This is a genomic window from Hydrogenophaga sp. (genome assembly GCF_030373245.1).
In the GTDB taxonomy this organism is placed as follows: Bacteria; Pseudomonadota; Gammaproteobacteria; order Burkholderiales; family Burkholderiaceae_C; genus Hydrogenophaga.
Genome location: NZ_JAUCZF010000006.1, coordinates 180,532 through 199,944, shown reverse-complemented (window position 1 = coordinate 199,944; position 19,413 = coordinate 180,532). Strand labels below are relative to the sequence as shown.

The 19,413-nt window shown below is 64.0% G+C and carries 19 protein-coding genes; 10 read left to right on the top strand and 9 right to left on the bottom strand.

Annotation, left to right across the window (positions count from 1 at the left end; genetic code table 11):
- Positions 1-2 precede the first annotated feature (2 nt).
- The 3 genes from ccmC to ccmA are packed head-to-tail and all read right to left on the bottom strand — an operon-like array spanning position 3 to position 2,081.
- Positions 3-737, bottom strand: a complete 735-nt coding sequence (gene ccmC / locus QUV25_RS14865) for a heme ABC transporter permease CcmC (protein WP_300865079.1) — start codon at positions 735-737, stop codon at positions 3-5.
- Positions 734-1,402, bottom strand: coding sequence for a heme exporter protein CcmB (gene ccmB / locus QUV25_RS14860; RefSeq protein WP_300865077.1), 669 nt, complete (start codon positions 1,400-1,402; stop codon positions 734-736). Before ccmB ends, ccmC begins: the two co-directional genes overlap by 4 nt.
- Before the next feature lies 1 nt (position 1,403).
- Complete coding sequence (gene ccmA / locus QUV25_RS14855; protein WP_300865076.1) at positions 1,404-2,081, bottom strand: cytochrome c biogenesis heme-transporting ATPase CcmA; 678 nt, start codon at positions 2,079-2,081, stop codon at positions 1,404-1,406.
- Between the two features lie 204 nt (positions 2,082-2,285).
- On the opposite strand from ccmA, the gene QUV25_RS14850 reads away from it, so the two are divergent.
- On the top strand, positions 2,286-2,705 hold the full coding sequence (locus QUV25_RS14850; RefSeq protein ID WP_300865074.1) for a hypothetical protein: 420 nt from the start codon (positions 2,286-2,288) through the stop codon (positions 2,703-2,705).
- Between the two features lie 38 nt (positions 2,706-2,743).
- Here QUV25_RS14850 and QUV25_RS14845 read toward each other — a convergent pair whose 3' ends face one another.
- From QUV25_RS14845 to QUV25_RS14830, 4 genes are read right to left on the bottom strand one after another with little or no spacing between them, the layout of a single operon-like run.
- Entirely contained in the window at positions 2,744-3,451 is a 708-nt protein-coding gene (locus QUV25_RS14845; protein ID WP_300865073.1) for a hypothetical protein, read from the bottom strand.
- 44 nt (positions 3,452-3,495) lie between these two features.
- Positions 3,496-4,425, bottom strand: a complete 930-nt coding sequence (ttcA, locus tag QUV25_RS14840; protein WP_300865072.1) for a tRNA 2-thiocytidine(32) synthetase TtcA — start codon at positions 4,423-4,425, stop codon at positions 3,496-3,498.
- A 4-nt stretch (positions 4,426-4,429) separates the two neighbouring features.
- The gene (locus tag QUV25_RS14835; protein ID WP_300865071.1) at positions 4,430-4,813 is read right to left on the bottom strand and encodes a dihydroneopterin aldolase; all 384 of its coding nucleotides are present in this window, start codon (positions 4,811-4,813) and stop codon (positions 4,430-4,432) included.
- A 13-nt stretch (positions 4,814-4,826) separates the two neighbouring features.
- The gene (locus QUV25_RS14830; protein WP_300865070.1) at positions 4,827-5,618 is read right to left on the bottom strand and encodes an SDR family oxidoreductase; all 792 of its coding nucleotides are present in this window, start codon (positions 5,616-5,618) and stop codon (positions 4,827-4,829) included.
- On the opposite strand from QUV25_RS14830, the gene QUV25_RS14825 reads away from it, so the two are divergent.
- The 9 genes from QUV25_RS14825 to QUV25_RS14785 all read left to right on the top strand — a co-directional run bounded on the left by QUV25_RS14825 (position 5,617) and on the right by QUV25_RS14785 (position 16,040).
- The gene (locus tag QUV25_RS14825) at positions 5,617-6,774 is read left to right on the top strand and encodes an SAM-dependent methyltransferase (RefSeq protein ID WP_300865068.1); all 1,158 of its coding nucleotides are present in this window, start codon (positions 5,617-5,619) and stop codon (positions 6,772-6,774) included. The two genes, QUV25_RS14830 and QUV25_RS14825, sit on opposite strands and share 2 nt — an antisense overlap.
- Positions 6,775-6,787: 13 nt before the next feature.
- Complete coding sequence (locus QUV25_RS14820) at positions 6,788-6,982, top strand: DUF2905 domain-containing protein (RefSeq protein ID WP_300865067.1); 195 nt, start codon at positions 6,788-6,790, stop codon at positions 6,980-6,982.
- A gap of 69 nt (positions 6,983-7,051) precedes the next feature.
- Positions 7,052-7,495 carry a thioredoxin TrxC gene (gene trxC, locus QUV25_RS14815; protein WP_300865065.1) on the top strand — a complete coding sequence of 148 codons (444 nt, stop codon included), beginning with the start codon at positions 7,052-7,054 and terminating at the stop codon, positions 7,493-7,495.
- Between the two features lie 143 nt (positions 7,496-7,638).
- Complete coding sequence (locus tag QUV25_RS14810; protein ID WP_300865064.1) at positions 7,639-8,691, top strand: substrate-binding domain-containing protein; 1,053 nt, start codon at positions 7,639-7,641, stop codon at positions 8,689-8,691.
- Between the two features lie 367 nt (positions 8,692-9,058).
- Positions 9,059-10,477: a GH1 family beta-glucosidase gene (locus tag QUV25_RS14805; protein ID WP_300865063.1), complete on the top strand. Its 1,419-nt coding sequence runs from the start codon at positions 9,059-9,061 to the stop codon at positions 10,475-10,477.
- A gap of 228 nt (positions 10,478-10,705) precedes the next feature.
- On the top strand, positions 10,706-11,623 hold the full coding sequence (locus tag QUV25_RS14800) for a glycoside hydrolase family 16 protein (protein WP_300865061.1): 918 nt from the start codon (positions 10,706-10,708) through the stop codon (positions 11,621-11,623).
- Positions 11,624-11,664: 41 nt separating this feature from the next.
- Positions 11,665-12,654, top strand: coding sequence for a glycosyl hydrolase family 17 protein (locus tag QUV25_RS14795; RefSeq protein ID WP_300865059.1), 990 nt, complete (start codon positions 11,665-11,667; stop codon positions 12,652-12,654).
- A gap of 4 nt (positions 12,655-12,658) precedes the next feature.
- Positions 12,659-13,606 (top strand): glycosyl hydrolase family 17 protein, encoded by a 948-nt coding sequence (locus QUV25_RS14790; RefSeq protein WP_300865057.1) that lies wholly within the window; start codon positions 12,659-12,661, stop codon positions 13,604-13,606.
- Between the two features lie 76 nt (positions 13,607-13,682).
- Positions 13,683-16,040, top strand: a complete 2,358-nt coding sequence (locus tag QUV25_RS14785) for an MFS transporter (protein ID WP_300865055.1) — start codon at positions 13,683-13,685, stop codon at positions 16,038-16,040.
- A gap of 121 nt (positions 16,041-16,161) precedes the next feature.
- Here the strand turns inward: QUV25_RS14785 and QUV25_RS14780 are convergent, their stop codons facing one another.
- Together QUV25_RS14780 and QUV25_RS14775 are read right to left on the bottom strand one after the other, a co-directional pair.
- Entirely contained in the window at positions 16,162-17,490 is a 1,329-nt protein-coding gene (locus QUV25_RS14780) for a glycoside hydrolase family 30 protein (RefSeq protein ID WP_300865053.1), read from the bottom strand.
- A gap of 129 nt (positions 17,491-17,619) precedes the next feature.
- The gene (locus QUV25_RS14775) at positions 17,620-19,395 is read right to left on the bottom strand and encodes a glycosyl hydrolase family 17 protein (RefSeq protein ID WP_300865051.1); all 1,776 of its coding nucleotides are present in this window, start codon (positions 19,393-19,395) and stop codon (positions 17,620-17,622) included.
- Positions 19,396-19,413 lie beyond the last annotated feature (18 nt).

The following is a 19,413-nucleotide window of genomic DNA, read 5'->3' as shown; positions in this document are numbered from 1 at the left end:
TGTCAGGTCCCCTTTCTCAGCAATTCGATCACCCACTCGGTTTTTCGTTCACGTTCCAGAATGATTCGGCGCACGCGCACCAAGGTCGCGGCGATGGCGTAGGCCCAGGCTGCGGCGGTCATGAGCAACAAGCCCTGAAGCATGGTAGCGGCCATTTTGGGGGCGTGAGTGACGCCCACGGTAGACCCCTGGTGCAGGGTGTTCCACCAGACCACCGAGAACAGGATGATCGGCACATTCACCACACCGATCAGGGTCAGCAAGGCGCCCGCACGGTCGCTGCGCTTGACATCGTCGATCGCCGACCACAGGGCCAGGGTGCCGATGTAGAGGAACAGCAGGATCAGGGTCGAGGTCAGGCGCGCGTCCCAGACCCACCAGGTGCCCCACATGGGTTTGCCCCACACCGCGCCGGTCCACAGCGAGACGAAGGTGAGCATGGCCCCCGTGGGTGCCAGCGCACGCATCATCATGAAGGGCAGGCGGGCGTTGAAAGCCAGGCCGATGGCGCCCCAGAACGCCATCACGAGGTAAATCAGCATGCCCATCCAGGCCGCCGGCACATGGATGAAGATGATCCGGTAGGCCTCGCCCTGCTGGAAATCGGTGGGCGCCACAAAGAAGCCGATGTACAGGCCCAGCACGGCCAGAATCCCCGCCGTCCAGGCGGTCCACGGGATGGCTTTGCCGGCCAGATGGTAGAAGGTCGACGGGGATGCGTAGTGAAAGAATCTCATTCCAGGGACACCCTCAAGGAAGCGGCTGCGATCCAGGGCGCAACCAGAAACGACAACAGAAAGAAGGCGCCCAGCAGCGACAGGTGCGCTTCGGCACCGGTGCCCGCCATCACGCCATCGACCGCGCCCGCACCAAAAATCAGGGCCGGTGTGTACAGCGGAAGGATCAGCAGCGTCAGCAGCACGCCGCCACCGCGCAAGCCCAGGGTCAAGGCCGCACCCGCTGCGCCCAGCAGGGACAGGATGGGGGTACCCAGCAGCAGCGAGAACATCAGCACCCCGATGGCTTCCCAGGACAGGTTGAACTGGATGCCCAGCAAGGGCGCCATCAGCAGCAGCGGGATGCCATAAACCAGCCAGTGCGCCATGGCCTTGCCCAGCACCAGCAGCACGGTGGACGCGGGCGACAGCACCATCTGCTCCAGGCTGCCATCGCGGTGGTCGTCTTCGAACAGCCTCGACAGCGACAGCAGCGAGGCCAGGGTGGCCGCGACCCACAGCACACCCGGGCCGATGCGCTGCAGCAACTCAGGCTCTGGTCCGACCCCCAGCGGAAACAGGCTGGTGACCATGACGAAAAAGAACAGCGCGGTCAGCCAGTCGCTGCGCCGCCGAGCGGCGAGCGTGAGATCGCGGAGCAAAACGCTCCAGAAGAAGTGCCCCATGTCAGAAGGCTTCCGCGCTCGCGCCGTGGGGCGTGGCTGCGTTGCCGACCAGCAGGCGCTGCACGTTGACGCCCTCCAGGTTCATAACCTGGTGGGTGGTGGCCACCACCATGCCACCGGCCTGGAGGTGGTCACGGATCAGTCCCTCCACCAGGGCGACCGCGTGTGTGTCCAGCCCGGTGAGCGGTTCGTCCAGGATCCAGAGGCTGGCGCCTGCGAGCAAGAGGGCCGACAAAGCCACGCGGCGGCGCTGGCCGAACGACAGCGCGCGGCAGGGCAGATCGAGGCAGCGTGAGAGACCCAATCGTTTGAGTGTGGCCACCGCTGCATCGGGATCGAAAGCCCGGCTGTGCAGGGCGCCGTGAAAACGCAGGTTTTCGACCGGATTGAGCTCGTCCTTGATGCCGTTGGTGTGCCCCAGATAGGCCATTTCCCGGTGGTAGCGATCACGGCAGCGCGCGATGGGTTCGCCGCGCCAGCGCACCTCCCCGGCGTCCGGTCGACCCAGGCCGGTCAGCAAACGCAGCAGGCTGGTCTTGCCCTGACCATTGCCGCCCTGCACCAGCAGCAGTTGCTCACGGGTCAGGGTAAAGTTCAGGCGGTTGAAAAGCAGCCGTTCGCTGCGTTCACAAGCCAGGTCGTGGGCGGTCAGGAGGGGGGCCGGCAGAGGGTCCGTCATCGAAGGTGGCTTGGAAGCGGTGGGTCATGAACCAATACCCTCGGTGCAACGCGAAACGAGGAAAACAGCGAAGATTTCTTGCCAATGGTTGGCCGGGATTGTAGAGCGCATCCTGTTTTCAACCCTCCCCAATAACCCTTTGCCTTCTTGGTCAAGTGCTGCCTGAATGGCCACTGGCCCGTGTTCTGTTTGAGAGCGATATCCATGACGACCGTGCAACACACAGGACTTTCTCGGAAAACCAAATGGCTGATCTACCTGGCGATCGCCGGTGGCGTGCTGGCGCTGGTCTGGAGCCAGTTGCCGCGCAGCCCGTATTCCACCGATCTGGCTCGTATCGGGCAGGGGCAGCCGGCGCTGGTGCTGGCCTATGACATCCAGTCCATGGGAGGCATGGAGGTGATGGCGATGATGGACGAGCTGCGCGGTGACTATGCAGATCGCGTCAAATTCCTGGTGGCCCCGCTGGGCGCACCGCACGGTTTCGCATTCGGACAGCGTCACGAGGCCGTCAATGGCACGGTGGTGCTGTTTTCTGCGAACGGCGAAGCGGTGCGCACCGTGCACCTGCCGGCCAACACGGCCCAGCTGCAGCAGGCCCTTGAAGGTCTTCTGGCTCAGTAGCCGCCGCCTTGGCGTTTCTCGCCGATCAGCGCACGCTCTCAGCGCGGCAGATCGGTGTTGATCTGGCGCAGGCCGCTGGGTGGTGTGGGGAAACCTTGCAAAGCCGCATCGAACATCGCGCCCCAGAGTTCGGGTGAGCTGTTCCAGCGGCCATCATGGGCGGCCTGTGTTTCGTAGACCACCTGACCTGTGTCGGCGCGGCTGATCAGCAACGCCACCTTGCGCTGGTAGTAGGGCATGTCCATGCGAATGAAGACCGGCGCCCAGATCACCTGGCCTCTGCCCGTCACCACGTAATCGCGCCCCGGGAATCCGTAGCCGCCCCAGTAGCCGTCCCAAGGATCTTCCCAAGGGGCTCGCGGCAGCTTCAATGTGCCGCCGCTCACGCGCACGGTCCAGCGCGGCGAGACGCCGGCGTCGGCCAGCGACCAGCCTTGTTTGGCCAGCGCCACCCGGGCCAGTGCTTCCAGTTCGTCCTGAGAGCGAGCGGCGTCGCCACTGGCCTGAGAAGGCAGGCGATCAAAACGGTAGTCCTGAGGCGCCCGGGGGATGGCACTGACCGACGCGGCAGATGCCGCCGTGGCAGAGGCCGGATCGGACCATCGCGCAAAACTCTCTACCTGACTGTCCACCCGGTAAACGCTGGCGCAGCCGCTCAGAAAAGCCAACCCCACGCCAGCCAGCAGCCATGCGCTGCATCGGCGCAGTGCAATTTCGAAGGGCAGTGACAACAGGGTGGGGGGCATGTGACCTCCGGCGGAAGCAGCAAGGCGCAGACAGCGCCGGATTCTCAAGATACGGCGATCGGTATGACCGAGCGGCGCACCGCTTCGTTCCCCATGTCGCCGTCTTCGGGTGGCGCCTGCCGCAGCGCGGGGGTCGGCAGCGGCTCGTCGTCAAAGGCCTTGTCGCCCCCGTCGTCGGCGACGCCGGTGGCTCGCAGGGCGGTGAAGGGGTGCAGTTGGCGGTCCATCAGGTGACTGGGCACCACATTCTGCAAAGCGGAAAACATGTTTTCAATGCGACCCGGGAAGCGCTTCTCCCAGTCTTTGAGCATCAGGCCGACCTGCTGGCGCTGCAGGTTGTCCTGGCTGCCGCACAGCGTGCAGGGAATGATGGGGAATTCGCGCACCTCGGCCCAGCGCGCGAGATCGGTTTCGGCCACATAGGCCATCGGCCGGATCACCACGTGCCGCCCGTCGTCGCTCACCAGTTTGGGTGGCATGCCCTTGAGCTTGGCGCCGAAAAACATGTTGAGCAACAGCGTCTGCAGGATGTCGTCTCGGTGGTGCCCGAGCGCTATCTTGGTGGCACCCAGTTCACTCGCCACCCGGTACAGGATGCCGCGGCGCAGCCGGCTGCACAGGCTGCACATCGTCTTGCCCTCGGGAATCACACGCTTGACGATGGAATACGTGTCCTGGTTCTCGATGTGGAACTTCACACCGAGCTTCGTCAGGTAGGCGGGCAGGATGTGCTCCGGAAAGCCCGGTTGCTTCTGGTCCAGGTTGACCACGATCAGCTCAAATTGAATGGGCGCTCGTGCCTGCAGCTTCTGCAAGATGTCGAGCATGCCGTAGCTGTCTTTGCCTCCCGAGAGGCAGACCATGACGCGGTCGCCTTCCTCGATCATGTTGTAGTCGACGATGGCACGGCCGACTTCTCGACACAGGCGCTTCTCCAGTTTGTGGTTTTCGTGTTGGGTTTTTTCGGTGCTCATTGCATTACCACCTGCCAGCTTCCATGCGAATCGCCACTTCGCAGTCGTCAAAAATTTCGAGTTTGGCGATCTTCACCCGCACCCCGATCACGCCCGGCAGCTGCATCAAGCGCCGCGCGAGTTTGCCGATCAGGCTCTCCAGCAGGTTGACGTGTTCGGCGGTGCACTCGTCGATGATGATCTGGCGCACCTTGCGGTAGTCCAGCACGTGACTGATGTCGTCGTCATGCGGCAGCAGCGGCTGCTGACCCTGGTTGAGTTCGGCGTCGACCTGGATCGGCTGCGGCGCGGTCTTTTCATGATCCAGGATGCCCAGATTGGCGTCGAAACGCAGGCCGGTCAGGGCGAGGATCTGGGTTCCAGACGGTGGCGTGGTGTCGGGGCTCATGCGGTCGGGCGCTTCACATCAGGGAGAAATCGCGCTCGAAGCGCATCAGGTGCTGGCCGCCGTCCACCAGCAGCGTGGTGCCGGTGATGGAGCGGTTGCCCAGCGCGAAGGCCACGGTGGCGGCCACATCTTCGGGCGTGGACGAGCGGCCGAGTGGCGACTGTTTGTGCAGTTCGGCAAACCTGTCGTCGCTCAGCAGGTGGCTGGTGAGCGTGAGACCGGGCGCCACACCGACCACCCGCACACGAGGCGCCAGCGCCAGTGCCAGCATGGTGTTGGCTGCTTCCAGGGCGGCCTTGGACAGGGTGTAGCTGAAGAAATCCGGGTTCATGTTCCAGAGTTTCTGGTCCAGCAGATTGACCACCGCGCCCTGTGCATCGCGCTCGCTCAAATGGGCATGCAGGGCCTGCGCCAGCAGCACGGGCGCTCCGGTGTTAGCCCGCAAGTGGGTGTCCATGGCAGCGAAGCCGAAGCTCTGCGCGCTGTCGTGCTCGAACGTGGACGCGCTGTTGACCACGGCATCCACAACCCCAAAACGCGCCACCACCGCCGGCAGCAAGGCGCGAACGCTGGTCTCGTCACCGAGATCAGCAAACAGGAGCGCAGCACTGCCAACGCGTCCGGTGAGGGCATCGCAGTCGGCCGCCGTCTGCTGCGCTTCGCTGACCGAATGTCGGTGGTGCACCGCCACGTTCCAGCCCGCACCGGCCAGCTGCAGTGCTATGGCACGGCCCAGGCGCTTGCCCGCGCCGGTGACGAGCACGGTGCGAGGGGGAGTGAGAGCCGAAGGCGCGGAGGAGGCCATGAAGGACAATCGGCGGGTGAGCACCGACACAGTGAGCGAACCATCAAGTTTAACGAGCGCCCTGCGCCAGCGGGTGGCGCAGGCCGTGGGCGCATCGGGTGGCTGGTTGCCGTTCGACCGCTTCATGGCCATGGCGCTGTACGAACCCGGTCTGGGTTATTACGCCAGCGAGGTCCCCAAGTTTGGCCTCCTGCCCCAGGGGCGGCGCGGTGGCGGCAGCGATTTCGTGACCGCGCCCGAGGTCACGCCCCTGTTTGGCCAGGCGCTGGCGCGCCAGGTGGCTCAGGCTCTGCAGGCTACGGGGGTCGACGAGCTGTGGGAATTTGGCGCCGGCACCGGGGCGCTGGCGGGGCAGCTGCTCGATTCGCTGGCGCTCCTGGGGCAAAGCCCACGGCAGTACACCATCGTGGATCTCTCGGGCAGTTTGCGCGAGCGCCAGCGCGCTGCCCTGTTGCGCCATGCCGCATTGGTGCGCTGGGTGGACCGTCTGCCCGATTCCATGCACGGCGTGGTGGTGGGCAACGAGGTGCTGGACGCGATGCCGGTGCAGCTGCTGGCGCGCACCGGCGGTGTGTGGCATGAGCGCGGTGTGGGCCTGGATGCGTCAGGTTCTTTTCACTGGAGCGACCGGCCGACCGACCAGCGGCCACCGATCGACCTGCCGGGTGATCACGACTACCTGACCGAGATCCACCCGCAGGCTGAGGCCTTTGTGCGCACCGTGGCCGAACGTTTGGTGCGCGGCGCGGCCTTCTTCCTGGACTACGGTTTTCCGGAGTCCGAGTACTACCACCCCCAGCGCCATATGGGCACGCTGATCTGCCATCGCGCTCACCGCAGCGACAGCGATCCGCTCAGCGATCTGGGGCTGAAAGACATCACCGCCCACGTGAACTTCACCGGCATCGCCCTGGCGGCGCAGGACGCCGGCATGGAGGTGCTCGGTTACACCAGCCAGGGCCGGTTCCTCATCAACTCCGGTCTGCTGGATCTGGCCCGTGATGCGGGAGCGCGCGAAAACGCCATGATGCAAAAGCTGGTGAACGAGCACGAAATGGGCGAGCTCTTCAAAGTGATCGCTTTCGCGCCGCAGGTTTCTTGCGCCGGGTGGGCGCCAGTGGGCTTCTCGGCGGGCGACCGCACGCACAGACTTTGAGCCGGGAGCCGACGTGATCCGCTGGATGATCGTGATTTTCCTGGCCCTGCTGCTCATCAGCTGGTTCACGCCGCTGCTGCAGCGCCTGGGGTTTGGCAAGCTGCCAGGTGATGTGCGCTTTCGCGCCTTTGGCCGCGAATGGTTTCTGCCCATCACCACCACCATCGTGCTCAGCATGGTGGCCAGTCTGATTGCGCAGGTGATCTGAATACCCTGTAGGGTGTCTTGAAAAACCTGTGGCTGGCATCAACTGCAGCAGAATTTCAGGAGTTTTCCTATGCCCGCCGACCCGCTGCACATCGTTTGCCCTCACTGCCACACCACCAACCGCCTGGCCCTCAGCCAGCTTGGCGCAGCGCCTGATTGCGGCAAGTGCCACCAACCCCTGTTCAATGCCAAGCCAGTCGAGCTGGACGAGGTCGCGTTCGACAAACACATCGCGCGTTCGCAGTTGCCGGTGCTGGTGGACTTCTGGGCGCCCTGGTGCGGCCCCTGCCGCGCAATGGCCCCCGCGTTCGAACAGGCGGCGCGTGAGCTGGAGCCGCGGATGCGCCTGGTCAAGGTCAATACCGAGGCAGCGCAAAGCCTCGCAGCTCGCTTCAACATCCGCAGCATTCCCACGCTGGCCCTGTTCGCCGGCGGACGTGAGGTGGCCCGACAGCCTGGCGCCATGGGCGCCGCCGACATCGTGCGCTGGGCGCGGTCGCACAGCACCCCCTGACCCGCGACTCCTGCGCCTGATCCTGTGCCGTCGGTTTGCGCGACATTGAAAGCGCTTCCCGCGCCGTGAGGCCCTGAGGAAGGGGATCTCGCCATTTCGTACACTGCACCCCGTGAACCTGGGTGTTTGCGAAAAGGGACTGCATGAGCAACAAATCGGCGGGCACGGGCGCATCGCGAGCCGCTGCCAAGAAAAACGGTGTGGTCACCATCGAACGCGTGGCCGAGCTCGCGGGCGTGTCGCCCAGCACCGTGTCCCGCATCCTCAATGGCACAGCCGTGGTGAGTGCGGCCAAGAAAGCCGCGGTCGACCAGGCGGTGGCCCAGCTGGGTTTTGTGCCGAACCCGATGGCGCGTGGACTGGCGGGCGGTCGCTCCATGAGCATTGGAGTCGTCACGCAAGCCATCGACAGCCCCTTTTACGGCGCCTCTTTGCGCGGGGTCGAGGATGCGCTGGACCCCGCAGGCTACAGCCCGCTGTTTGTCAGCGGGCACTGGGACGCCCAGACCGAGAGTCGCTGCATCGACATCCTGCTGTCGCGTCGGGTCGACGGCATCATTGTGCTCACCGGTCGACTGACCGACGCCGCCTTGAAATCCGTCGCCAAGCGGGTGCCGACGGTGGTCACCGGGCGCTCGGTCAAGGCGCCTGGACTGTTCTCCCTCAACTTCGAAAATGCCGAGGGTGGTCGCCTGGCAACCCGATACCTGATCGACGGCGGGCACTGCAAGATCGCCTTCATTTCTGGCGATCCCCGTCACCCGGATGCCACCCAGCGCCTGATGGGCTACCGGACAGCGCTTGAACAGGCGGGCATCCCTTTCAAGTCTGAGCTGGTGGTCCAGGGTGAATACAACGAGGCCAGCGGGGTGCAGGCGGTGTCGACCCTGATGGCCAGCCGGCAGAAGTTCACCGCCGTGTTTGCGGCCAACGACCAGATGGCGATTGGTGCGGCGCACGGCTTGCAACGGCACGGATTGCGGGTGCCGGATGACGTCTCCCTGGTGGGCTTTGACGACCTGCCCACCTCACTGTATGCCCTGCCGCCATTGACCACCGTGCATCAGCCGGCCTACGACATGGGGCGGCTCGCTGCACAAGCTGTGTTGCAGCTGTTGGACGGCACCAAGCCGACCCAGATGGTGCCGCCCCCACGGCTGATCGTGCGGGATTCCTGTCGCAGACTGAAGGTCTGAGCGGGCGAAGGCGCCCGCGCTCCCCTGTTTCTACCCCGCCGGGTGGCCGTCTGCGGGTCGTGCCCCCCGGGATTTCCCTTGGTGGCGCTCATTCGGAAACGCGTATACTTTTTTGAAAGCGCTTTCATATCGATGTTCTGCCTGCCTGGCAGCCACGCACAGACATGACCTCTGCTCCGCCCACCCAGCCCTCCAGCACCCGGCCCATCACGGCCCATCCATTTACCGTGATGCACGCCAATGAGGCGAGCCTCTGCTTGCGCCGTATGCGATGGTGGCGAAGCCACGCTTCTGAGCTCAGGGCATGCCCCCTCAATTGAGCGTTTGCTGACCTTAGTCTCCCTTTTTACCCCTTCTGCCAAAGCCCATGCCTTCCCAAGAGATCTACCGCCATCTGCACCGCTTCCCTGACGACTTTGTCTGGGGTGTGGCCACCAGCGCCTTTCAGATTGAGGGTGCTGCGACCGAAGACGGCAAGGGCCCCTCCATTTGGGACACTTTCTGCCGGCAGCCGGGCGCCATCGCAGATGGCAGCAATGGCGATGTGGCCTGCGAACACGTCAAGCGCTGGGAACAGGACCTGGACCTCATCGCCGACCTGGGCGTCGACGCCTACCGGTTCTCGATGTCCTGGCCGCGCGTGCGACCAGGCGGCAGCGGCGTCTGGAATGAAAAGGGAATGGATTTCTACGAACGCCTGGTGGACGGATTGCTCGCGCGAGGCATCAAGCCTTACCTGACCCTCAATCACTGGGACCTGCCCGAAGAGTTGCAGCAGCAGGGCGGGTGGGCGAATCGTGACACCACGCACCGGTTTGTCGAGTATGCGCAGGGCGTCTCCAGGCGCCTGGGCGATCGCCTGGCCTCCATCACCACCCACAATGAGCCTTGGGTGATTGCGGTGCTGGGGCATGAAACCGGCATTTTTGCGCCTGGCATCAAGCACCGCGCCACCGCCATGCAGGCTACCCATCACCTGCTGCTGAGTCACGGCATGGCGTTGCAGGCGATGCGAGCCGAAGGGCATGCGACCCGCCTGGGCATCGTGCTCAACCTCTCGCCCATGCACGCGGCCACCGACACAGCAGAAGATCTTGAGAAGACCCGGCTGGAAGACGGGCGTTTGCTGCGCTGGTACATGGATCCCCTGTTCACCGGCAGCTACCCGGAAGATGTGCTGGCCCACCTGGGTGCCGACGCTCCGCAGGTGTCACCGGGTGATATGGCCACCATCGCCACCCCCATGGACTTCCTGGGTGTCAACTACTACTCGCGTTCGGTCATCAGCGCTGCCGGGCCATGGGACGTGCACAGCAGCGGGCGCGAGATCACCGACATGGGCTGGGAGGTGTATCCCGAGGGCCTTACCGAACTGCTGGTGCGGATGCACCAGGACTATTCGGTGCCGCCGATGTACGTCACGGAAAACGGTGGCGCCTTCAAAGACCAGCTTCAGGACGGCCGCGTGCACGACACCCAGCGCCGGGACTACATCGCGCGCCACATCGCCGCCGTGGCCGACGCCATGCAGCAGGGCGTGCACATGGAGGGCTACATGGTCTGGAGTCTGCTCGACAACTTCGAATGGGCTTCCGGCTACGAGAAGCGTTTCGGCATCGTGCATGTCGACTACGAGACCCAGGCCAGAACTCTCAAAGACAGCGCACTCTGGTACCGCGACTTCCTTCGTCACCAGAAGGCACTGCGTCAGACGCCAAGGCCTGGCCCGATCGGCAAGGCTTCGAGTCAGCACAATGCGGTGGCGGTCGTGTCCACTGGAGCTTGACTTGGGGCACGAATCGATGGGCCGATTCCGAGTTTGCCAAGGGGTCGATTCGGGTTTGAGCGATGGTGATCGCCTGCTCCCATTGGAGGACGTGGTGGGCGCCCGGTGCTCGGATTCACGCATCACCAGATTCGGGGCTGCTTCGCCGACACAGCTCTCGCCGGAAATGGCCGGCGCGCGGGGTGTCGACGCTGCTCCCCAGGTGGCCGTCTGAAGGGACAACGCGCGATGGCAACACGACCCAGAAAGCTCCCAGGCTGGAAGCTGGTGTGGAACGACGAGTTCGAGGGCACCGAGATCGACCGCACGAAGTGGGATTTTGATATTGGCAATGGCTTCTTCGATTACGCCAGTCACACCTGGATAGCGGGCTGGGGCAATGAAGAGCTGCAGTACTACACCGACTCACCGGTCAACGCCTCGGTCAAGGACAGCCTGCTCACCATTCGGGCGCAGAAGGAGTCGTTGCATGGTTGCGGCTACACGTCGGCCAGGTTGAAGACGCGAAAGCGCGACGGCACGCCGCTGTTCAACCAGCGGTACGGTCGTTTCGAGTTCCGCGCCCAGGTGCCCTGGGGCAAGGGTCTGTGGCCAGCGCTGTGGATGTTGCCGCAGGCCGATGCCTACGGAGGCTGGGCCGCCTCGGGCGAGATCGATCTGATGGAGATCGTCGGCGACCAGCCGCACGAAGTGCTCAACAGCATCCACTTCGGCTCCTCAGGCAGCGAAGGGCGCGCTCTCATCACCCACGTGCACCCGCTGCCCGGCGGCAGCACCGTGGCCGACTGGCACACCTATGCGGTCGAGTGGGAGCCGGGCGAAATCCGCTTCTATGTCGATGAGGTGCATACCCGCACCTACAACCATTGGTGGAGCTGCAGCCTGACGGAAGCCGGTCAGGGTGTGATCGCCCGCCGCAAAGCCGACCTGAACCCCTGGCCCGCGCCCTTCGACCAGCCGTTTTATCTGGTGATGAATGTCGCCGTGGGCGGCAACTTCCCTGGCGTGCCCAGTCCCCAGACCCACTTCCCTGCGGAGCTGGTGGTGGACTATGTGCGCGTCTACGAAAAAGTCGGCGGCTATGGCCCGCCATCACCGATCGGTCAGGGCCGTTTCCCTTGGCAGTCCGAAAAGAAAAAGCGCTGAGTGTGCTCAGCCTGGCGCAGCCGCGCATCGAAAGTCCAACCATGTCAAAACCCCATCCGGCGAGTGCTTCAAACGCGGCCAACGCCGCCGAACAAGGCGCGTGGCAAGAAGCCCACCCAGCGCACTCCGGTGCAAAGCCTGTCGCGGAGAGCGGCAGCGGCCGCTGGGCTACCCAAGGACCTACGGTCTGGACAGATGAAGCGCGCGACGCGCTCGCCACCGACTTCAACTCCACGCTGCAGCGTGGTGTGCACGGCCTGTGTTTCAGTCCCTATCTCGAAGGACAGCAACCGGGCTCGCAGATCGGCGAGGCGCAGATCCGGGAGCGGATGCGCATCCTGCAGCCGCATGCGCGCTGGGTGCGCAGTTTTTCGTGCACCGATGGCCACGAGCACACGCCGCGTGTCGCCCACGAGCTCGGCCTGAAGACGCTGGTCGGCGCCTGGCTGGGCACCGACGCGGAAATCAACGAGCGCGAACTTCAGGGGGTGATCGAGGTCGCGCGCGCCGGCCACGCCGACATCGTGGCGGTTGGCAACGAAGTGCTGCTGCGCGAGGACATGAGCGAAGACGAACTGCTCGCTTGCATCGAGCGCGTGAAGGACGCACTGCCCGGTGTGCCAGTGGGTTACGTCGACGCTTACTACCTGTTCGAGAAACACCCGCGCATCACCGCCGCCTGCGACGTGGTGATGACCAACTGCTATCCCTTCTGGGAAGGTTGCCCGCGCGAGCAGGCCCTGGCCTACATGCAGACCATGGTGGCTCGTACGCGCGCCGCCGCGCCGGGCAAGCGCGTGCTCATCAGTGAAACCGGCTGGCCCGATCAGGGCAGTCCGTTCCATGGCTCGGTGCCTTCGCGTGAAGGCGCGATGCAGTACTTCGTCGACTGCTGCCGCTGGGCCGAAGAAGACGGTATCGAGATCTTCTATTTCGCCGCTTTCGACGAAGCCTGGAAGGTGGGCGCCGAGGGCGACGTGGGGGCCTATTGGGGCTTGTGGGACAAAGACGGTGCACTCAAATTCGGATGATCTGATGACCCAGCTGACCCTGCCTTCGGGCAACGCCATTTGCTACAGCGGCTATCGAGACGGCCAGAACCCGGGTGAGCAGACTTACCCGTCGCTTGACGAGATTCGCGAAGACCTCACCATCCTGCGCAAACACTGGAAGCTGCTTCGTCTGTACGACTGCAGCCCGCATGCAGACAGGGTGCTGCAGGTCATCGCCGAGGATCGGCTGCCGTTTCAGGTGATGCTGGGCGCCTACCTGGGTGCCGAGATGAACAACTTCGGCTGCCCCTGGGGCGCCACCTTTTCAGAAGAGCAGCTTGAAGCGAGCCGCTCCGAAAACGAAGCCGAGATCGCGCGCCTGATTGCCCTGGCCAATCGCTACTCCGACATTGTGTTCTCGGTGGCGGTGGGCAACGAGGCCACAGTCGACTGGACCGACCACTACGTTCCGGTGTCGCAGATGATCCGCTACGTTCGCCAGGTGAAGGCGGCGGTGCCGCAGCCAGTGACCTTCTGCGAGAACTATGTGCCCTGGCAGCACAAACTGCGCGACCTGGTGGCCGAGCTCGACTTCATCTCGCTGCACACCTACCCGGTGTGGGAATACAAGCACATCCACGAAGCGCTGGACTACACCAAGGACAACGTGCGCAGCGTGACCAGCCTGTACCCCGACAAACCGGTCGTCATCACCGAGGCCGGCTGGTGCACCAACAGCAACGGTCGGGGCATGCATGCTGAGCACGCCGTGCAGGAACTGCAGGCCATCTATTACCAGGACCTGATGGACTGGACACGGGCAGAAGGCCTGCTCTGTTTCGTGTTCGAAGCGTTTGACGAAAACTGGAAGGGATCGCCCGACCCGCTGGAGCCCGAGAAGCACTGGGGCCTGTTCACCGTCGACCGCCGTCCCAAGCTGGTGATGCAGGCGCTGTTTCCCGAGCTGATGCCCGCAGAGACCGTCGGCTGACGGCAGAGACCAACGCCTTTTCCCTGCATGCCCGGACGACCGGTCCGGCGGTGCACTTCACCACAGAAAGTCCACCATGACCCCAACCGCAGCCACCCCAGGCCACAAGATCCCGTTCGGGCACAAGGTCGCCTTCGGACTGGGCATGCTCGCCAATCAGATGTTCCCGGCGGCGCTGGGCATCTTCATGGTGGTGCTGGTGCAGAACCTGGGCTTTCCTCCCTGGATGTGGGGCATCCTGTTCTTCCTGCCGCGGGTCTTCGATTCGGTCACCGACCCGATCATGGGCTTCATCTCCGACAACACGCGCTCCAAGTGGGGCCGGCGCAAGCAGTACGTCTTCATCGGTGCCATCGTGATGGGCATCTCCTTCGTGGCGATGTGGCAGCTTTACCGCGACGACGGGGTCAACTACAACTTCTACTACTTCCTGGCCTGGTCCATCGTCTTCTACGCGGGGCTGACGCTGTTCAGCATCCCCTACGTGGCGATGGGCTACGAGATGAGTGACGACTTCCACGAGCGCACCAGCATCATGGCCGTGGCGCAGTGGATCGGCCAGTGGGCCTGGGTGATCGCGCCCTGGTTCTGGGTGGTGATGTACGACCCCAGCTGGTTCGAGAATGCCGACTCCGCCACCCGCACGCTGTCGGTCTGGGTCGGCGTGGTCTGCATGCTGCTGGCCATGGTGCCGGCCATCTTCCTGCCCAGCCGCTCGACTCAGGACGACGAGCATCTCGTGCCGCTGACCTGGGCCAACTTCGGCGGCGGCATGAAGGAGATCCTCATCGGCTTCAAGGAGGCCTTCGGCTCGGTCCCGTTCCGCAAGCTGTGCTACGCGACCTTCCTGATCTTCAACGCCTTCAATACGGTGGCGGCGTTCTCGTTCTTCATCGTCGTCTACCACCTGTTCAACGGCGACACCGCGGCCGCCGGCATTTGGCCCACGCTCTTCGGCAGCATCGGTGCGCTGATCACCACATTTGCAGTGATCCCCACCGTGGCGTGGATGTCCAGGAAGATGGGCAAGAAGAACGCCTTCATGGTGTCGCAGGGCATCTCGCTCATCGGGTACATACTGCTGTGGTTCCTGATGATTCCGGGCAAGCCGTGGATGTTCATGTTCGCGCTGCCGTTCTTCTCTTTCGGCATCGGCGGCCTGTTCACGCTGATGATGTCGATGACGGCCGATGTCTGCGACCTTGACGAACTGGCCACCGGCAAGCGGCGCGAGGGCATCTTCGGCGCCATCTACTGGTGGATGGTGAAGTTCGGCTTCGCCATCGCCGGCCTGCTCAGCGGCGGCATCATGGCGTTGGTCGCCTTCACGCCGGGAGCAGCCGCGCAGCCTGCCGGTGCGGTGGACGGCCTGCGCCTGTTCTATTCCGGCGTGCCCATCCTGGGCACGATGCTGGCCATGTGGATCATGCGCGACTACGATCTGGACGAGAAGCGCGCCACCGAGGTGCACGCCGAGATCGAGCGCCGGAAGCGGCGCGCCTCCGCCTCGTCGTCCCAGGGCTCGGGTGCACGGCCGTGGCTGGAGGAGCATGGCCTGCTGCTGCCGGCCATGGAGCGCTCGCCACTGGCCAGCAAGTCCGCAGCCGACATTCAGGCGCTGTATGCCGAGCAACTGCGCGGCGGTGTGTACGGCCTGTGCTTCAGTGCCTACATGCAAGGCCAGGGCGCGGGCGACCAGTTGACCGAGGCGCAGGTGCGACGTCGCCTGGACCTCATCGCGCCCCACACGCGCTGGGTGCGCTCCTTTGCCTGCACCGAGGGCCACGAAATGATCCCCCGGCTGGCCCGCCAGCGCGGGATGAAGACGATGGTGGGTGCCTGGATCAGCCAGGATCGGGACCGCAACGAGCGCGAGCTGAGCGGACTGCTGACCCTGGCCGAGGCCGGGCTGGTCGACATCGCCGTGGTGGGCAACGAGGTGCTGCTGCGCGGGGAGATTCCCGAAGCCGAACTGCTGGTCTACATCCAGCGGGTCCGGGCAGCGCTCCCAGTGGACCTGCCGGTGGGGTGTGTGGATGCCTACTACCAATTCCTGGAGCGCCCGGCTCTCACAGCAGCATGCGACGTGCTGCTGCCCAACTGTTACCCGTTTTGGGAAGGCACCGACGTGGCCCTGGCGCCGCAGTACCTCAAGCGCATGCATGGCCTGGTGCAGGCCGCCGGCGGCGAGAAACTCGTCATCGTCACGGAGACCGGCTGGCCTGGTCTGGGCCAGCCCGTAGCTCAGGCCGTACCTTCGCCGGAGAACGCCATGCGTTACTTTGTCGACGTGCAGCAGTGGGCCCGACGCGAGGGGGTCAGGCTTTACCACTTCTCTTCATTCGACGAGCCATGGAAGCTGCAACAAGAAGGTGAAGTGGGCACAAGCTGGGGGCTGTGGGACAAAGACGAGCGCCCCAAGTACGGCGTTTGAGGCACATGCGTGTGGAGGTGGCGTGACAGCGCTTCAAGCTGCACGCCCCCAAGTCGCTGGCCGGGACACATGATGCGGACGCTTGCCCGCGCGCGCTGAGCGTGTCGGACGGCTCGCAGGGCTAAGGGAGCAGCAGGGTCGCGATCGACCGCGGCGGCAGAGCCGCCTGGTGGCTGACGCTCCTGGCGTTCAGTGAGAACGGCAGCGGTTGTTCGGTCCGGTTCATGGCCACGACCACCACGCTGCCATCGGGGTTCACGAAAGCGGTTGCTTCGAGCGCCTCCCTGGTCGATGCGCAGAGAATGCGCCGTGCACCAGACTGCACGAAGCGGGCGAAATGCCCGATGTAGTGATACGAGCTCTGCAGATCGAAGCTGTCATGGTCGGTACGGACCAAGATGGGTGCGCTGCAGAAATTGCCCACATGGTTGGGTCCTCCCTGCTGATCCAGCAGCAGATTCCAGTCAATCCAGCCCACGGTCCACCGGTTGATGTCATTGATCATGGATCTTGCGTACCGTTCGCCCAGGTCCCAGCTGCCATGGTGCGGACCCCCTTCCTGGCAACCTTCGGTGAACAAGAGCTGCTTGTCAGGCCAGGCGTCGTGCACCAGCTGCACATGGTCGAAATGGTCTTCGCCGTACCAATGGAAGCCGGTTCCCCAGACGTATTTCGCCGCAGCCGAGTCCGCATAGACGGTGCCCGCCCGCTCCACCATCAGGTCTCGGTTGTGGTCCCAGATGATGATCTTCACATGACCTAAGCCTGCTGCTTCCAGCTGTGGGCCCAGGTGGTCGCGCACGAAATCGCGCTCCTCTTCGGCTGTGTAAATGCACGAGTCCCAGCGTTGCACCGCCATCGGCTCGTTCTGCACCGACACGCCCCAGATCGGCACCCCGAGCTCGGCATACGCCTGGATGAAGCGCACGTAGCAACGCGCCCAGGCATCGCGGTACTGGGGCAACAGATGACCTCCGTGGTTCATCTGTCCATGGCTCTTCATCCACGCCGGTGGACTCCAGGGCGAAGCCAGGAGTTTGAGCGGCTTTCCCGCCACGCGCTGGGCCGCGATGATGAAGGGAAGCAGCGCCAGTTCATCGCGTTCGATGCTGAAGTCGCTCAGGGCCACGTCACCGGGGGTGGCCGCATGGGCATAGTTGCCCAGCGAAAAATCGCAGCTGTTCATGTGCACGCGGCAGAAGCTGTAGCCATGCCCTTCCACTGGATCAAAGTAAGCTTTCAGAACCGCTTCGCGTTGCAGCTCGCTCAGCTTCAGCCAGCTATGGGCGGCGGCTTCGGTGAAGGCGCCGCCAAAGCCTTCCATGGTCTGGAAACTGCGCTCGGGATCGATCCAGAGCGAGGCGGGCGGTCCCATGTCGTCGGAGGGGGGAAGCAGCCCCGTCTGCGTCAGCCGCAGCTCGGTGCCGTGAGCGGTCACAAAGGAACGCATGGTGGTGGGCGAAAAAAGGGAATCGTCAAAACGCGGCGGTCAGCGGGTCCGCGGCCAAGCGGGGTTCCGGACAATCAAAAAAAGCCTGGCCCTGGTATTGTCCACCGGGGCCAGGCGGGTGATGTGAAATCAGCGCGACCAGCCGATACCGTCGATGTTGATCGGTGTCGTGATCCCGGAATTCAGCGGTTTGCCGGTGAAGCTGTAGCGGTCCGCGATGTAGAAGGGATTTAGCACCAGTCGGAAATCGATCTTGGCGTTTTTGGCCCTGAACGCACTCAGCGGAATCGACACGCGACACCATGCGCCGGTGTTGCAGTAGCCATACTCACCGTTGCCAATCTGGACAAAGGCTTCCTGTCCATTGCCATCGACATCCAGCGTGGACACGCCGATTTCGATCCTGCCCGGGTAAGTCGTGTTGATCCACGCATTGACTGTGGCGAAGGCCGCCAGGTTCTGGGTGGTGCGGGCCACTTGCGGGTTGTAGAGCAATCCCCAACCGTAGTCGGCCGGACTGGGGGTGATTCGCAGACTCTCGCTGCCGCCATCTGGTGCGAACGAGGTTCGGTCTACGCTCCTGGATGCGGTGTTGCCACCGAATGCGTCAAGGTTGTAGCCGGTCACCAGAGCGGTACCCGGGGCATCGGAATACAAGGTGAAGGCGTTGCCTGCGAAAGGCGCCGTGATGACCGGGGGGATGAAGTACACCGCGTCGGCGTCGGTCAGGGCGGCATTTTCCGGCTGAAGGCTGGGGTAGAGGTTCTGAACCACGTAGCGAGGTTGCCGCTGCACGTTGAACAGGCCCCAGCCGTCGTCGTTTTGCTTCCAGGGCTCGTCAAATGCCTCGAAGTAGAAGATGTTGACGGGACCATTCCCGCTCATGAGGCTTTCCTGGCGCCATTGCTCCAGGCGGTCGTAATACATCTTCTGGTTCACCGGGTGGGCGCGGAAGGCCTGGTCGCCCGTGATGCGGGCCTTCCAGCCGGTTTCTGTGATGGCGATCGGCATCTGGCTCAGGCCCACGCTGTTGAGCGCATCTCGACTGGCTTGGTACTGTTTCTTCAGTTCGACGATGCTGGCGTCCATCATGGCGGTCGCTCGCGCGGGGCCCTCGGGCACGCTCAGCTGTTTCCAGTCCCAGTACAGCGGGCTGGTGGGGAACTCGGTGTCAATGGCTGGATAGGCGTGAATGGCCACGAAGTCGATCTCGTTCACCACGACCTGGGGCAGCGGGTTGCTGAAGACCTGGAAGTTGTCGTCGGTGGTCACTGGCTGGGTGATGCGGTCGCGCACGTATTTGATGTAGCCCGCCATCACCTCGGGGGTGTTGCGGTCGGCCGAGAAGTCCACGATGTTTTCGTTGCCGACGCTGACCGCGAGGATCACATCGCGGTACTTCGGATCGTTGGCCAGTGCGATGGCCCGTTCGAGCTCGGCCATGTTGGCGTCTTGGATTTCCTGAACCCGGACGGGGTTGAGTTCAAATCTGAACCCTCCCATGAAGGCGCCGAGCTGTATCTTGATGTCGAGTCCGTTGTCGACGATGACGTCCAGTGTTTGCCGCGCCACCTTGTCGCCGCTGTCAAAGATGCGGACCAGCCGGAAATTGCCGGCCTCCAGCAACCTCATGTCTTGCTCGATATTGGCGGACGTGACCACGCTGGCGGGGCTTCTTGGGCCCAGGTTGTCGCGGTAGGGGCCATAGGCCACCGCCTGCCGCGCGAAATATTCGGCGGGCAGGGCGCGCGGGTTCGTGACGAAGACGGCGGTGGACGGCGGGTCCACCCCGATTTCGCCGCCACCGCCGCAGGCGGTCAGCGCGGCCGTCATGAGCGCGGCAATGCCCACGCGAAGGCGGCGCAAGGAAAACACGGACTGAGTGGAGTGGGCAGGAGACGTCATGGTGGGGGCTCTCATCGG

Excerpts from the sequence above, each read along its gene's own strand:
- QUV25_RS14780 (WP_300865053.1), bottom strand. The coding sequence starts at position 17,490 with ATGCGTTCCTTTGTGACCGCTCACGGCACCGAGCTGCGGCTGACGCAG.
- QUV25_RS14775 (WP_300865051.1), bottom strand. The coding sequence starts at position 19,395 with ATGACGTCTCCTGCCCACTCCACTCAGTCCGTGTTTTCCTTGCGCCGC.
- QUV25_RS14800 (WP_300865061.1), top strand. The coding sequence starts at position 10,706 with ATGGCAACACGACCCAGAAAGCTCCCAGGCTGGAAGCTGGTGTGGAAC.
- ttcA (WP_300865072.1), bottom strand. The coding sequence starts at position 4,425 with ATGAGCACCGAAAAAACCCAACACGAAAACCACAAACTGGAGAAGCGC.
- trxC (WP_300865065.1), top strand. The coding sequence starts at position 7,052 with ATGCCCGCCGACCCGCTGCACATCGTTTGCCCTCACTGCCACACCACC.
- QUV25_RS14845 (WP_300865073.1), bottom strand. The coding sequence starts at position 3,451 with ATGCCCCCCACCCTGTTGTCACTGCCCTTCGAAATTGCACTGCGCCGA.
- QUV25_RS14790 (WP_300865057.1), top strand. The coding sequence starts at position 12,659 with ATGACCCAGCTGACCCTGCCTTCGGGCAACGCCATTTGCTACAGCGGC.
- QUV25_RS14805 (WP_300865063.1), top strand. The coding sequence starts at position 9,059 with ATGCCTTCCCAAGAGATCTACCGCCATCTGCACCGCTTCCCTGACGAC.
- ccmA (WP_300865076.1), bottom strand. The coding sequence starts at position 2,081 with ATGACGGACCCTCTGCCGGCCCCCCTCCTGACCGCCCACGACCTGGCT.
- QUV25_RS14825 (WP_300865068.1), top strand. The coding sequence starts at position 5,617 with ATGAAGGACAATCGGCGGGTGAGCACCGACACAGTGAGCGAACCATCA.
- QUV25_RS14795 (WP_300865059.1), top strand. The coding sequence starts at position 11,665 with ATGTCAAAACCCCATCCGGCGAGTGCTTCAAACGCGGCCAACGCCGCC.
- ccmC (WP_300865079.1), bottom strand. The coding sequence starts at position 737 with ATGAGATTCTTTCACTACGCATCCCCGTCGACCTTCTACCATCTGGCC.
- QUV25_RS14785 (WP_300865055.1), top strand. The coding sequence starts at position 13,683 with ATGACCCCAACCGCAGCCACCCCAGGCCACAAGATCCCGTTCGGGCAC.
- ccmB (WP_300865077.1), bottom strand. The coding sequence starts at position 1,402 with ATGGGGCACTTCTTCTGGAGCGTTTTGCTCCGCGATCTCACGCTCGCC.
- QUV25_RS14830 (WP_300865070.1), bottom strand. The coding sequence starts at position 5,618 with ATGGCCTCCTCCGCGCCTTCGGCTCTCACTCCCCCTCGCACCGTGCTC.
- QUV25_RS14850 (WP_300865074.1), top strand. The coding sequence starts at position 2,286 with ATGACGACCGTGCAACACACAGGACTTTCTCGGAAAACCAAATGGCTG.
- QUV25_RS14810 (WP_300865064.1), top strand. The coding sequence starts at position 7,639 with ATGAGCAACAAATCGGCGGGCACGGGCGCATCGCGAGCCGCTGCCAAG.
- QUV25_RS14835 (WP_300865071.1), bottom strand. The coding sequence starts at position 4,813 with ATGAGCCCCGACACCACGCCACCGTCTGGAACCCAGATCCTCGCCCTG.